At 58.2% G+C, this 12,684-nt stretch carries 14 protein-coding genes; 11 read left to right on the forward strand and 3 right to left on the reverse strand.

Going from position 1 to position 12,684, the window contains the following annotated elements:
• Positions 1-9 precede the first annotated feature (9 nt).
• The 3 genes from U0023_RS32255 to U0023_RS32265 all read left to right on the forward strand — a co-directional run bounded on the left by U0023_RS32255 (position 10) and on the right by U0023_RS32265 (position 1,853).
• Positions 10-384, forward strand: a complete 375-nt coding sequence (locus U0023_RS32255; RefSeq protein WP_040638156.1) for a response regulator — start codon at positions 10-12, stop codon at positions 382-384.
• A 375-nt stretch (positions 385-759) separates the two neighbouring features.
• Positions 760-1,017 (forward strand): hypothetical protein, encoded by a 258-nt coding sequence (locus U0023_RS32260; RefSeq protein WP_009490017.1) that lies wholly within the window; start codon positions 760-762, stop codon positions 1,015-1,017.
• A 116-nt stretch (positions 1,018-1,133) separates the two neighbouring features.
• Positions 1,134-1,853 (forward strand): IS6 family transposase, encoded by a 720-nt coding sequence (locus U0023_RS32265; RefSeq protein WP_009490015.1) that lies wholly within the window; start codon positions 1,134-1,136, stop codon positions 1,851-1,853.
• A gap of 454 nt (positions 1,854-2,307) precedes the next feature.
• Here U0023_RS32265 and U0023_RS32270 read toward each other — a convergent pair whose 3' ends face one another.
• Both U0023_RS32270 and U0023_RS32275 read right to left on the reverse strand, forming a co-directional pair.
• Positions 2,308-3,210 carry a dihydrodipicolinate synthase family protein gene (locus U0023_RS32270; protein WP_009490013.1) on the reverse strand — a complete coding sequence of 301 codons (903 nt, stop codon included), beginning with the start codon at positions 3,208-3,210 and terminating at the stop codon, positions 2,308-2,310.
• 4 nt (positions 3,211-3,214) lie between these two features.
• Positions 3,215-4,081 (reverse strand): IclR family transcriptional regulator, encoded by an 867-nt coding sequence (locus U0023_RS32275; protein WP_322883910.1) that lies wholly within the window; start codon positions 4,079-4,081, stop codon positions 3,215-3,217.
• 139 nt (positions 4,082-4,220) lie between these two features.
• Between U0023_RS32275 and U0023_RS32280 the strand changes: the two genes are divergently transcribed.
• The 7 genes from U0023_RS32280 to U0023_RS32310 all read left to right on the forward strand — a co-directional run bounded on the left by U0023_RS32280 (position 4,221) and on the right by U0023_RS32310 (position 10,050).
• Entirely contained in the window at positions 4,221-5,195 is a 975-nt protein-coding gene (locus U0023_RS32280) for a PfkB family carbohydrate kinase (RefSeq protein ID WP_040638153.1), read from the forward strand.
• Positions 5,195-6,253, forward strand: coding sequence for a tagatose 1,6-diphosphate aldolase (locus U0023_RS32285; RefSeq protein WP_009490007.1), 1,059 nt, complete (start codon positions 5,195-5,197; stop codon positions 6,251-6,253). The genes U0023_RS32280 and U0023_RS32285 overlap by 1 nt, the downstream gene beginning before the upstream one ends.
• Before the next feature lie 40 nt (positions 6,254-6,293).
• Entirely contained in the window at positions 6,294-7,058 is a 765-nt protein-coding gene (locus tag U0023_RS32290; protein ID WP_009490005.1) for an SDR family NAD(P)-dependent oxidoreductase, read from the forward strand.
• 43 nt (positions 7,059-7,101) lie between these two features.
• Positions 7,102-7,785 (forward strand): amino acid ABC transporter permease, encoded by a 684-nt coding sequence (locus U0023_RS32295; RefSeq protein WP_009490003.1) that lies wholly within the window; start codon positions 7,102-7,104, stop codon positions 7,783-7,785.
• A gap of 20 nt (positions 7,786-7,805) precedes the next feature.
• The gene (locus U0023_RS32300; RefSeq protein ID WP_009490001.1) at positions 7,806-8,447 is read left to right on the forward strand and encodes an amino acid ABC transporter permease; all 642 of its coding nucleotides are present in this window, start codon (positions 7,806-7,808) and stop codon (positions 8,445-8,447) included.
• Positions 8,431-9,159, forward strand: coding sequence for an amino acid ABC transporter ATP-binding protein (locus U0023_RS32305; RefSeq protein WP_009489999.1), 729 nt, complete (start codon positions 8,431-8,433; stop codon positions 9,157-9,159). Before U0023_RS32300 ends, U0023_RS32305 begins: the two co-directional genes overlap by 17 nt.
• Positions 9,160-9,237: 78 nt before the next feature.
• Positions 9,238-10,050, forward strand: a complete 813-nt coding sequence (locus U0023_RS32310) for a transporter substrate-binding domain-containing protein (RefSeq protein ID WP_009489997.1) — start codon at positions 9,238-9,240, stop codon at positions 10,048-10,050.
• A 543-nt stretch (positions 10,051-10,593) separates the two neighbouring features.
• Here the strand turns inward: U0023_RS32310 and U0023_RS32315 are convergent.
• Entirely contained in the window at positions 10,594-11,466 is an 873-nt protein-coding gene (locus U0023_RS32315) for an IclR family transcriptional regulator (protein WP_009489995.1), read from the reverse strand.
• A gap of 196 nt (positions 11,467-11,662) precedes the next feature.
• Between U0023_RS32315 and U0023_RS32320 the strand changes: the two genes are divergently transcribed.
• Positions 11,663-12,682 carry a TRAP transporter substrate-binding protein gene (locus U0023_RS32320; protein ID WP_009489993.1) on the forward strand — a complete coding sequence of 340 codons (1,020 nt, stop codon included), beginning with the start codon at positions 11,663-11,665 and terminating at the stop codon, positions 12,680-12,682.
• Positions 12,683-12,684 lie beyond the last annotated feature (2 nt).

The following is a 12,684-nucleotide window of genomic DNA, read 5'->3' on the forward strand; positions in this document are numbered from 1 at the left end:
GTGGAGGAGATGGGCTTGGGAAGCAGCTTGCCGTGCAACGTGCTCATCGTCGAAGATGAGGTGATGATTTCGATGCTCATCCACGACATGCTTCACGAGCAGGGCTGCGGTATTGTTGGTCCTGTAACCAGTCTTGATCAGGCTCTTCTGTTGGCAACTCAATCCGCAATCGACGTGGCTTTGCTCGACATCAACGTTGGCGGCTCATCCATCTATCCTGTCGCAGACATGCTGCGATCTCGTAATATCCCCTTTGTCTTCTACTCTGGCCACGACAGCAATATCCTGCCCTCGCGCTTCCAAGATACCTTGATGTTGAGGAAGCCGTTCAGCCGTCAAGACCTTGTCGCCAAGCTCGACGAAGCTTTAGGAGTAGAACGCTGATCCAATAGACCTGGATCCTGAGATCGCTATAGCAATATCTTACGAGTGACCGATACTCCAACCATCGCCAAGGACGAGAACTTTCGTTTTGAAGTCGTCATCCAAGCCTCCCCACCGCCTGACCTTCCATTCAATCGGCGACAGTCACGTGACTGAAGTCGCCGTAGGAGATTGTCTGCGAGTGACACTGCCGAATGGCGGGTGCTTTTTGATTATGGCTGGAGCACGACCTGATGGCAGTGCCGTGCTTCACGTCCCAGCCGAGGGCTCAGATGCCTCTTCGTTCGGAGTGTTCTCTTTAGAACCAGGTGCATCTAACACAATATTCCTCAATGCTGAGCATCGCCGCCGTTATGATCGCTCCAAGGCCACAGAATGACCTACAGCCTGATCCAATTGGCGCCGGGCGCCTATGATCTTCTCCTTGAGGGAGAGATCATGGGGAGCGTCGTCCGAACCGGCACGGGTAATAAGAACACCTTCTGGACTGCTGAGTTGCTCGAGGACAGACCCCAAGGCAAGTGGCCAGCGCCATTCAGGGAGATCGAACACAGCTTTCCCAATTTGGACGCACTGTGCGAATGGCTGGGCAATCCACCGGTGAAGAGCAACTTCGGCCGTAGCAATGCTTGAGAGCAAGATCGGCTCAGCCGTGATTGCCCAGGTGAGCGACAAAGAGGGGGGTTCTGTTGCAGCTTTGAAGCTTGCTCGGCCTGAGCCAAGACAGGAGGGGGTGAGAGGGGCTGACAGTGAAGCGAGGGACCAAGAAGAACCTGTTCAAGGGTCGGCAGTTCACGGCGGAGATCATCCTATGGGCGGTCCACTGGTACCTGCAATTCCCGATCAGCTATCGTGATCTCGAATGCATGCTCGCCGACCGTGGTGTTCAGGTGGATCACACCACCCTGTTTCGTTGGGTCCAGGCTTACGCACCTGAGATCGAGAAGCGCATCCGTCCGCATCTCCGTATGACGAACAGCTCCTGGCGCGTGGACGAAACATACATTCGAGTAGAGGGCAAATGGGTCTATCTGTACCGCGCCGTTGATGCAGCAGGGCAATCCATCGACTTTCTGCTCTCCTGCAGGCGCCATGCGGCTGCCGCCCGGCGGTTCTTCCGCAAGGCCTTGGGACAGCCGCATACCGTAAATCCGCGGACCATCACGGTCGATAAGAACGCCGCCTACCCGACGGCAGCGAGAAACATGAAACGGGCTGGAGAACTCTGGCGTTTCGCCAAACTGCGACAGGTGAAATTCCTGAACAACATCGTCGAGCAGGATCACCGACGTATCAAGCGGTTGGTTCGCCCTGAGCTGGGATTCAAGAGCTTTGCGACGGCTTCACGGACGATTGCGGGCTATGAGGCCATGGCGATGATCCGCAAGGAACAGGTTGTCTGTGCACCAGCGGGTGACATGGGCGCTCAGCGCGACTTCATTGCCGCGCTCTTCGGCACGGCTGCTTGACCTGAGGTCCATTCCGGCTCGTGCGTGACCTATGTCAGGGGTTCCAACGGAACCCCCAGACAGTCCATTCCGCTGCGACACGTGTCCAGTGCTCCCGGTCGAGCAGGGGTTTGTCCATCTGCCAACTCCATCCATCCCGATGCGATACCTGAAAAGGGTGTCAGAGGTACAACCACACTATAGTTTAGAACAATCCCCGGAGTTGGTGATAGGGCACGAGTTCCACGAGCAACCTTCAGCGAAACTCAAGTCGCAATCAAGAATGTCCCATATTGGCACTCCTGAGACGTGAGCGGTTGGTTCACTTAAGCACCTAGGAGCCGACGTTCGTTGAGCGGAGGGACGGTGAAATATTGACCCTTACCGGATCATAGCGCGTTTTGGATGGGCGACACACATAGCATCGTCATTGTTCAGACACTACAGATTCAGCAGTAGGTACTCAGCAGCATGCTCAAGTCGGAAGCTTCCTCTGGAGAGCAGTTTCTATGCGGGAGACCTCATTTCCTGTGGCCATCTGCATGGGAGAGCGAGGAAACCCTGACTTCAGCCCTTGAAGCGATTGAGCGGCTTTGACCTGAGCGGGCAGATTGGACGTCGAGAGCGTCATCCAGAAGTCCGCGAGCCAGCCGTTGATGTCACGAGCTACGCTCTCCCGCGCAATACAATTGTTCCACAGAGCAACACTTGGCGCCGGTACAGCAGTTGCGATTGCAGCAATCGAGCCCGCAATGCCCAGGTCGTAACAACTCATGAGTGATCCATCGATTGCCCCGAACACCCGCTCAGGCCCGATGGTGCGGGTCAAATCAATAAATGACCCAAGGTCCCGATCGCTTTGCTTCACGCCGATAACGTAATGAGAGCGGTCCATGATCGCGGCGGCGACCGTCGGGGAGACGTTCGCCCATGAGATGACGTTATAGATGATGACGGGCCGATCTCCCGTCTTGCCGACATCTGCATAAAAGTCGCACAGCCCCTCCGCTGAGGGTGAGAAAATATAATGTGGTGGAGCGACCTGCAGCGCCGTGATCGGGAGGCTGGCCAGCATCTCAGCCCGCTTGCAGGCGCCACGCGTACTGTCAGAGATGATGCTTGCCATGACCGGGACACGGCCGTTGACCGTATCGAGCGCCTTCCGGGTCAGCTCGAAAAGTTCGTCTTCGGTGAGGGTATAACCCTCACCGGTGCTGCCGCCGACTACAATACCGTGAACGCCTGTTCCGAGCACCCATTCGATCTGCTGCAGGAAAGCATCGTAGTCGATCTCGCCGGCCTGGTCGAAAGGGGTTGTTAGGGGGACGATGACGCCGCTCAATCCATACGAGCTTGGTAACAAGACTTTACGTGACATGGGTTCACTCTGATGCATCGAAGCCAAGTTGGCGCGACAGCTGGTTCGCCGTTGCGACAACGAGCTCGGCGAGGCCGGGAACTCTATCTTTAGTTACCCGATCGGCGGGACCTGTTACGCTCAGAGCCGCGAAGACCCGACCGGCAGCATTGTAGATCGGAGCTGCAACGCAACGTACATCAGGCTGATGCTCCGCCTCATCGATCGAATAACCCCGTTCCCTTGTGAGCTTCAGCTCCTTCCGAAGCACATTCGGATCAGTGATGGTGTTCGGCGTGTAGGGTACGAGGCCCTGGCGTATCACTCTCTCGATCGTGACATTGTCCTGAAACGCCAACGCGGCTTTACCGACACCTGTGCAATAGGATGGCGAGATCGACAGAGTCGTCGTCCAGTTAACGCTGTGACCGCCAGGCTCACGATGCTCGACAATGACCATGTTTGACCCGTCGAAAATGCAGAGATGAGCGGCTTCACCGCTGATGCTGCTGAGACGATCCACAAGGGCACGAGCCTCCCGATGCAGGTCTAGGTTCGCGAGCACGATGCTTCCGAGTTCGAACAGGCGGATCCCCATGCGGTACCGATCTCGTTCCTTGTCCTGCTCGAGGAGCTTCACTTCGCGCAAGCTCGTGACCAGGCGATGCACGGTCGTCTTCGGCATTTTGCATCGCTCGGAGATCTCGCTCAGGCTCAGTGCGCGATCATAGCGTGAGAAGCAGTCCAGGACGGCCATGGCCTTGTGCATGGATTTGAGCGAGTTCCGCTCCGACCGGGGTTCGAGCGCCCTGCCGGAAGGCCGTTTGGGTGCATCCATGAATACCTGTCTCCTTGGGTTCAAGATCGTCATCCCTAACAAATCCACAGCCATCAGACAAACTGCAAACAGGAATTGACATCCGCTATACGGAATTGCTAAGCCATCTGTACCGATATGCGGAACAGCAATCCATAAAGAGGAAGACGCAATGGGAGAAGCGTCATTGCCAAGCCAGGTGCGAGCCGCCTCGATGGTTGCTCCGAGCAACCCGTCAACGAGCGCCGCGCCCGACCAAAGGGTAAAGTCCGTCCTTTGTATCGGTGTTGCCGTTTATGATCAGATCTTCGCGTTGGACGAGATCCCACAGCGGCCTACCAAGATCTTCGCATCCAATTTTGCCGCGACAGTGGGCGGTCCAGCAGCAAATGCTGCGATCACTGTCTCGCGCCAGGGTGGCCAGGCGACCCTTTGGGCCCGCATCGGAGCCGATATGCAGGGGGACCGCATTGTTGCAGATCTCGCATCGAACGGGGTCGATGTCAGTTGCGTTCGGAGAGTAGAGGGTGCCCGGTCCGGAACTTCTGCTGTTGCGGTCAGCAATGACGGTGAGCGAATGCTGCTCGTTTTTGCCGACCCGACACTCGACGCCGATCCTTCATGGCTGCCCCTTGACGAGGTAGCGCGCTTCGATGCCGTGCTCGCAGATGTTCGCTGGCCCGCAGCGGCGCGCCTGGTCATGGCGAAGGCTCGCGAACTCGGAAAGCCGGTCGTTCTCGACGCGGACCTGACGTCCGATAAAACCGCGCTCTCTGAGCTGATTCCACTGGCAACCCATGTCCTTTTTTCCGAGCCGGCGTTGGAGCAGGTTGCGGGCTCTGATGGCTCCATCCGCGATAGACTTGGGTTCGTCTATGCGAAAGGCGCTCATGCCGTTGTGGGGGTCACTCTCGGCGAAAAGGGATGCGCTTGGCTCGACCGCTCCGGATATCACGAGGAGCCAGGGGTTCAGATCGTGGCCATCGATACCCTTGCCGCAGGAGATGTGTTCCACGGGGCCTATGCGCTCGCTACGGCGCGGGCGCTCCCTGAAGCTGAGTCCGTCCGCTTCGCCAATCTCGTGGCTGCCGTCAAATGTACTCAATGGGGCGGCGGCTCCACTATACCTACGACCGACGAAGTCGAAACCTTTGCCCGTGAATATAACTCTAGACCGCAGGATATCTGATGACCTATTCGCTCTCAGCCGGAAAGTTTCGCTCCCTGCGTCGCCTCGCCGACGCCAATGGGCGCTTCAAGATGATGGCAGCCGATCAGCGCCCCCCGATCATCAAAGCCATCGATCAGAAGCTGGGTGCCGGTTCTGCGTCCTATGACCGGGTCGGCTCAGTTAAGCGCGCTCTGGTGAAGAGCCTTGCGCCAGCCAGCAGTGCCGTGCTGATCGATCCTGATTATGGATACAGCCAGTCCTACGATATCGTTCCGTCCTCGGCGGGTCTCCTGCTGACGCTCGAAGATTTCGCTTTCGAGGAGAGCGCAGGAGGGCGGAAGACCCATCTGATGAAAGGTTGGAGCGTCGAGAAGATCAGGCGGGCAGGGGCCGACGGCGTCAAGTTGCTGTTGTGGTACCGCCCCGATGTGGCGCTGGACGTTCGTGAACACCAGCACCGGCTGGTGCGGGAGGTCGGAGCCGCCTGTAAGGCGCACGACCTCGCTTTCTTGCTCGAGCTCCTCGTCTACCCGTTCGCGGGTGCGGCGGATCATACCACCGACTACATCGAACACCGCGACAAGCGCCCCGAACTTGTGCTCCAGAGTGTACGCGACTTTGCGGGCAGCGAGTACGGTGTCGACATCTACAAGCTCGAAAGCCCGCTTGCTGCGGGAGATCTGCCTGACCCGCGTGGTTCGGGCCCTGAAGTTGATGCAGCCCAGAAATGGTTTGACGACATGGGCGTGCTCATCGACAAGCCATGGGTGATGCTGAGCGCTGGTGCCGGTATGGAGGAGTTCCGCCGCGTTCTTCATTACGCCTTTAAGGCAGGAGCCAACGGCTTCCTTGCTGGACGTGCAATTTGGTGGCAATCCTTCCTGAAGGCCTATCCTGATGTTGCTGCGATGGAGGCTCTTCTCGCAAACGAAGGCGCCAATTATCTAGCCGAGATCAATGCAATGACCGACTCGATGGCTCGCCCATGGGGCGAAGCGCCGGCTTTTTCTGGCGGTATCACCCTCAAGAACGCCGGCCAGGACTTCCCCTCGCAATATCCCAGCGTGGCCGCCTGAGCTGGGCGCACGAGAAACCTCACATCAGGAGAAAGAAAAAGTGACTCATGATCTGAAAGGTCGCCGCATCCTCGTGACAGGCTCCAGCACCGGCATCGGAGCGGCTGTCGCTCAAGCCTATGCGCAAGCCGGCGCAGAGGTCACCGTCCATTATAATCAAAGTCGTGCTCAGGCGGAGGCGGTTGTCGCCTCCATCCGCGCCGCGGGTGGAACGGGGCACCTTGTTGGGGGGGATGTGAGCCAATCGACTGAAGCAATCCGGATCGTCGACGAGGCCGCCTCTGCAATGGGGGGGCTTGACGTTCTCGTCAACAATGCCGGCGCGTTGCTCAAGCGTGCTCCGCTTGCTGAGGTCAATGACGCGACGTATGACGCCATCATGGACCTGAACGTTCGCTCGGTCGTATTCGCATCTCAGGCTGCGGTGCGCCACATGCGGGATGCTGGGCGGGGCAGCATCATCAACACGAGCTCAGTCGCTGCTCGAAACGGCGGTGGACCCGGAGCTCTGGTCTACGCCGGCGCAAAGGCATTTGTTCTCAACGCGACCCGCAACCTCGCCAAGGAACTCGCCGCTGCGAACATCCGCGTGAACGGCGTTTCACCCGGGGTCATTGCCACTCCCTTCCATGAGCGTTACTCGACCCCCGAGATTCTTGAGGGTATGCGCAAGACCATTCCCATGGGAATTATTGGCACGCCGGAAGACTGCGTGGGGGCATATCTGTTCTTTGCTTCGGATGTCCTCAGCGGCTACATCACCGGCCAGGTGCTCGAGGTGAATGGCGGCCAGTTCATGGCATGACATCGTAGATCCCGGTTGGTGCTAGGCCTCAAACGAGTGAGAGATGAATTACGAATTCGACTTCAGCTTCCTGGCCGAGTATTGGCCGATGCTCGTTAAAGGGGCTGTCCTGACGGCGCAGCTGTCGATCCTGGCCACGATCCTTGGTTTCCTGGTCGGCACACTCTGCGCCGTCGCTAGCACGGGCCGCTCCTGGATCGCATCCGCAATCGTGGGAGCCTATGTCGAGATCATCCGCAACACGCCTCTTCTTGTCCAGTTGTTCGTCGTATTCTTTGGATTGTCGTCACTCGGCCTCAAGCTCTCGGCGACGACATCTGCCGTCATCGGATTGACAATCAATATTGGCGCATATTCAAGCGAGATCATCCGGGCTGGAATCACCTCCATCAACCGTGGCCAGGTTGAGGCTGCGGATTGTCTCGCCCTGACGCGGTGGCAAGTAATGATGACGGTCATTCTACCGAGTGCGATCGAGAAGGTCTATCCGGCCCTGACGAGCCAGTATGTCCTGCTCATGCTCGGGACCAGCATCGCATCCCAAATCTCCTCCGAGGAGCTGACCGCGGCTGCTAGTCGAATCCAATCCGACACGTTTCGATCTTTTGAAGTCTTCATTGTGGTCGCTGCACTCTACCTTGCCCTGTCCTTCCTGATGCGTGGGCTCTTTTGGCTTGTGGGGCAGTTTGCTTTCCCCCGTCGCCGGCGCCTCGGCACGAGCCTCTAGCAAGGTCGGAAGGAATCCCAATGTCCGCTGTTCACTTCACCGTTCTGCTTCAAGGCCTTGTTTGGACGGTTGTGTTGTCTGCCGTAGGGTTTCTTGGGGGTGGCATTGTCGGCTTCGTGATTGCGCTGGCCCGCATTTCGGCCAACCCGCTGATCCACGGCATTTCGTCGGCTTATGTCACTCTTTTGCAGGGCACTCCACTTCTGATACAGATGTTCGTTCTGTACTTCGGCCTGCCCATTGTCGGCCTTGAAGTGCCGCCCTTGGCCGCGGCGAGCATCGCAATGACGCTGTTCTCCTCAGCCTATCTCGGTGAGATCTGGCGCGGCTGTCTGCAATCCGTTCCTAAGGCACAGTGGGAAGCAGCAGAGTGCCTAGCCTTGTCGCGCGTCGAGCGGCTGCTTCTGGTCATTCTGCCCCAGGCTCTGCGAATAGCCACCCCTCCCACCGTCGGTTTCATGGTGCAGATCATCAAGAACACATCGATTGCATCGGTCATCGGCATGGTTGAGATGACCTACATCGGCAAAATGATCAACAACACCACTTTCAAACCGTTCCAAACCTATGTCGTGATCGCAGGTTTGTACTTCCTTCTCTGCTATCCCCTGTCCTGGCTTAGCCGTCGCCTCGAAAGGAACCTCAATGTCGCACATCGTTAGCTTCAAGGATGTTCATAAGAGTTTCGGGACGCTTTCCGTACTCAAGGGCTTGAACTTCGATGTTGCCAAGGGCGAGGTCGTGGCTTTAATCGGGCGCAGCGGATCAGGTAAGAGTACCGCCCTGCGTTGTGTCGACAGGCTCGAGGTCATCGATCGCGGAGAGATATCGGTCTGTGGACACCGTGTCAGCGACCCGAAGATCAACTTGAGACGCCTCCGGCAGGATGTTGGCATCGTCTTCCAAAGCTATAACCTTTTTCCACACCTGACCGTGGAGCAGAACATCACTCTGGCTCCGCGCTGGGTCAAGAAGATCGATCGTAACAAGGCTCGCAACCTTGCGCAGGAGGTCCTTGCGCAGGTCGGGCTTGAGGAGAAGATCGACTATTATCCTGAGCAGCTCTCGGGCGGCCAGCAGCAACGTGTTGCAATCGCACGGTCATTGGCCATGCGGCCTCAGGTCATGCTCTTCGACGAGGTCACGTCCGCTCTCGATCCTGAATTGACTGGGGAAGTGCTCAAGGTGATCGAGGATCTGGCTCGCAAGGGAATGACCATGCTGCTCGTCACTCACGAAATGGCATTCGCTGCTCGTGTGGCCAACCGGATCATCTTCATGCATCAGGGCCAGATTCACGAGACAGGGACCAGTGAGATCCTGCGCAACCCGTCGACTGCGGAGCTCCGAAGCTTTGTTGGAACCGGCCTCTAATTCCGGTTCGCTCACTTCCCTCGCCGGAACGCGGGGGCAAAACCAAGAAAAGTCATACTCAAGTTAGAGGAAACATCTATGAATGCCACCTGGTTTAGACGCGCTATCGGCGCAACAGCTCTTCTCGGTTTGACAACCCTCATCACGACGCCCGGCTGGGCAGACGCGCTCGACACCATCATGCAGCGAAAGAAAATCCTGGTCGCGATTGACCTGGGTAATCCTCCGCACGGCATGATGGACGCAGCATTCAAGCCGACAGGTTCGGATGTCGAAACGGCCCAGAATCTCGCTAAAGACCTCGGCGTCGAGCTGGAGATCGTCCAGGTTACGGCGCCCAATCGCGTGCAATATCTGCTCGCCAACAAGGCGGATGTCGTCATCTCGGCGCTATCGATCACCGACGAGCGCAAAAAGGTTATCGATTTTACGAGGCCGTATGCCGAGCTGCAATGCGTCGTAGCCGCCCCCAAGAGCATGGCGATCTCCTCCTATGCCGATCTTTCCGGCAAGGGCGTCTCCGTGACCCGTGGCACCGTCAACGATCAAGAGCTGACCCGCGGCACGGCCAATGTTCCGAATGTGCAGATCGTTCGGTTCGATGATGACCCTACTTCGGTAACGGGCATCACCAGCGGTCAGCTCCAGGTCTTCGCGTCCTCGCTGCCTCTTATCAATCAGCTGAAGAAGGACAATCCGAACGTTGACCTCGAGACCAAGTTCGTCATGAAGGGTTTCCCGCTCGGGATCGCATTCCGCAAGAACGAACCTAAGCTCGCGGCCAAGTTAAATGATTGGGTTAGTGCCAATCTCAAGAACGGGAAGCTCGTGGAGATCTACAACCGATATCACGGCGTTAAGATCGATCCGGAGAAGCTGGCTGGCATGTGATTCATCCAGACCAAGGTGCGGTAACCATAACTGAGACTGTAGCGATGAGCGGATCCATACATTAGTGACTGTTCATCTGCATAGTTTTTGAGGCCTCTGTTGAGAGATCGAGCAACAGGGGCCTCATGTGCATTCTAGGATCCTGGAGAGGGAGTCCTATCTACCAGCGACGGTGTTGTCACGTTAACTCGGGTTTGACTGAGAGGCGGGAGACGGGCCCGCATGACCGGAGATGTCACATTAACTGAGTATAGTCCTTGGGCTGACCGACAAGGACAGTTTTTGCACAGCCCAAGTCGTTGATTTTTCTCACTGCGGGATTTTTCCTTGACGAGTACAGGGTAGTATTCGCCGTTAATGTGACATCCCCGTTTCCACACAGGCTGGACCCTCAGCAGACATTCCGCGCGGCATGGCCTACCCTGCACGAACAGATCCGTCTTCCGAGCCCTCGCATTGCCTCCATTTGGACGGCTGCGCAAGCATTACTGTTGGCGTAAACATTGGGCAATGCTGCATGAGGCGTATGGCCTGACGGATCCGTCAGCGATGAGTGCGTTTCGCGTTTCCATTCGGGTGCTTGCCGGTCCCGTCCGCCCCCCGCAGACGAGCTTCGATCCAGGCTGCTTCCCGCTTGAGCAGCGGGACCAGCTCGCGCTGGCGCTCGTCGGTCAGGCGGGTTTCTGTCGCTGCGATGGAAAGCGCCCCGACTGGACGGCCATCCGACCCGGGAATGGCGACCCCAATCGCCCACGAGTCGGCCAACATCATGCCGGGATTGAGCGCATAGCCTCTTGCCCGCGTGTCCGCGACGAGCCTACGGAGAACCGCGGGCGAAAATGCCGGATACTTGTCTGCCAGCACATCGGCGTTGGCCGCCAGGATCTCATCTACCTCCTTGTCCGACAGGGCGGCGAGCAGCGCCAAGCTTCCGGCTCCGATGCCGAGGGGGTGGCGGTCTCCCGCATGAAGAGCATGAACCCGGATCGGGTAGGGGCCCTCTTCGCGGTGGACGCAGATGGAATAGACGTCCCGCGGAACCGACAGGAAGGCCGTGTCGCCCGTCTCCTGACTCAGGCGGACGAGGGACCGGAGCGAAACCGAATGGATGCCGAAACGGGCGCTCGCCAGGGTTCCGAGAACATAGATCTCGGGGCCCAGATAATAGCGACGCGTCTCCAGATCCTGGTCGAGGAGACCCGCCCGCACGAGCGCCAGCAGCATCCGGCGGACGGTCGGTTTCGAGAGACTGCACTGCGCAACGAGGTCCGACAGCCTGGCGCCCGCGGATCCCGCCTGCCCCACAAGGAGAAGCAGTGTCGCTGCCCGGTCAATCGCCTGCGCTCCGCTGGACGCCGCTTCGTCGATCCCCTGTAAGGCGATCTTGGCCGAAACGGTCTTCCGGTGTTCCAGCATGTGGACCTTCTGGGTTCGCCAGCATCCTTATTGTCTAGGAGCGGACTTTTCATTTGACAAGTGGCACGTCCGGGTTCCTTCTTGTAGCATCAAGGGACGCGTCCGTCAGAGACGTACAAGAACCCAGCGGGTCCGGCATATGGACCCGTATTGCAAGGGAACGTGAAGGTCCCGCGGGACCGACCAGGAGGGTTAAATGATTCTTTCTCGCCGCCGGCTGCTGACTGTCGGCTCCACCGCTCTCGCCGGCGCCGTCGTTGGAGCTCCGTTCATCGCACGCGCTCAGCAGGCGGAGTTCACTTACAAATATGCGAACAATCTGCCCGATACGCATCCGATGAACGCCCGCGCTCGGGAAATGGCCGAGGCGATCAAGAAGGAAACCAACGGCCGCGTCGATATCCAGATCTTTCCGAACAGCCAGCTCGGCTCAGACACCGACACCCTCAGCCAGGTGCGATCGGGCGGCGTCGAGTTCTTCACGCTCTCCGGCCTGATCCTATCCACGCTCGTGCCGGCCGCGTCGATAAACGGGGTCGGATTCGCCTTCCCGAATTACGATGCGGTCTGGAAGGCCATGGACGGCGATCTCGGCGCCTATGTCCGGGCTCAGATCGCGAAGGCCAATCTCGTGGCCATGGACAAGATCTGGGACAACGGCTTCCGGCAGACGACCTCGTCGACGAAGCCGATCAACACGCCCGAGGACCTGAAGAGCTTCAAGATCCGCGTGCCGGTCTCCCCGCTCTGGACTTCGATGTACAAGGCCTTCGATTCGGCTCCCGCTTCCATCAACTTCAACGAGGTCTATTCGTCGCTCCAGACCAAGGTCGTGGAGGGGCAGGAGAACCCGCTGGCGATCATCGCGACGGCGAAGCTCTACGAAGTGCAGAAATACTGCTCGCTCACCAATCACATGTGGGATGGCTTCTGGTTCCTGGCCAACCGCCGCGCATGGGAGCGCCTGCCGCAGGACGTGCGCACCATTGTAGCCAAGCATATCAACGCGGCGGCCGAGAAGGAACGTGAGGACGTCGCCAAGCTCAATGCGAACCTGCAGCAGGAACTCGCCAGCAAGGGGCTGATTTTCAATCAGCCCGATCCGACCCCGTTCCGGGACAAGCTGCGTCAGGCCGGCTTCTACGCCGAATGGAAGGGCAAGTACGGCGACGAGGCCTGGGCCATTCTAGAAAAGTCCGTCGGCAAGCTGGTGTAGTG

It is taken from the genome of Microvirga lotononidis (assembly GCF_034627025.1).
Taxonomy (GTDB): Bacteria; Pseudomonadota; Alphaproteobacteria; order Rhizobiales; family Beijerinckiaceae; genus Microvirga; species Microvirga lotononidis.

What these genes read in the sequence shown, in the direction of transcription:
- U0023_RS32280 (WP_040638153.1), top strand. Translation starts at nt 4,221, where the DNA reads ATGGTTGCTCCGAGCAACCCGTCAACGAGCGCCGCGCCCGACCAAAGG.
- U0023_RS32270 (WP_009490013.1), bottom strand. Translation starts at nt 3,210, where the DNA reads ATGTCACGTAAAGTCTTGTTACCAAGCTCGTATGGATTGAGCGGCGTC.
- U0023_RS32275 (WP_322883910.1), bottom strand. Translation starts at nt 4,081, where the DNA reads ATGGCTGTGGATTTGTTAGGGATGACGATCTTGAACCCAAGGAGACAG.
- U0023_RS32315 (WP_009489995.1), bottom strand. Translation starts at nt 11,466, where the DNA reads ATGCTGGAACACCGGAAGACCGTTTCGGCCAAGATCGCCTTACAGGGG.
- U0023_RS32320 (WP_009489993.1), top strand. Translation starts at nt 11,663, where the DNA reads ATGATTCTTTCTCGCCGCCGGCTGCTGACTGTCGGCTCCACCGCTCTC.
- U0023_RS32260 (WP_009490017.1), top strand. Translation starts at nt 760, where the DNA reads ATGACCTACAGCCTGATCCAATTGGCGCCGGGCGCCTATGATCTTCTC.
- U0023_RS32305 (WP_009489999.1), top strand. Translation starts at nt 8,431, where the DNA reads ATGTCGCACATCGTTAGCTTCAAGGATGTTCATAAGAGTTTCGGGACG.
- U0023_RS32300 (WP_009490001.1), top strand. Translation starts at nt 7,806, where the DNA reads ATGTCCGCTGTTCACTTCACCGTTCTGCTTCAAGGCCTTGTTTGGACG.
- U0023_RS32285 (WP_009490007.1), top strand. Translation starts at nt 5,195, where the DNA reads ATGACCTATTCGCTCTCAGCCGGAAAGTTTCGCTCCCTGCGTCGCCTC.
- U0023_RS32310 (WP_009489997.1), top strand. Translation starts at nt 9,238, where the DNA reads ATGAATGCCACCTGGTTTAGACGCGCTATCGGCGCAACAGCTCTTCTC.
- U0023_RS32295 (WP_009490003.1), top strand. Translation starts at nt 7,102, where the DNA reads ATGAATTACGAATTCGACTTCAGCTTCCTGGCCGAGTATTGGCCGATG.
- U0023_RS32255 (WP_040638156.1), top strand. Translation starts at nt 10, where the DNA reads ATGGGCTTGGGAAGCAGCTTGCCGTGCAACGTGCTCATCGTCGAAGAT.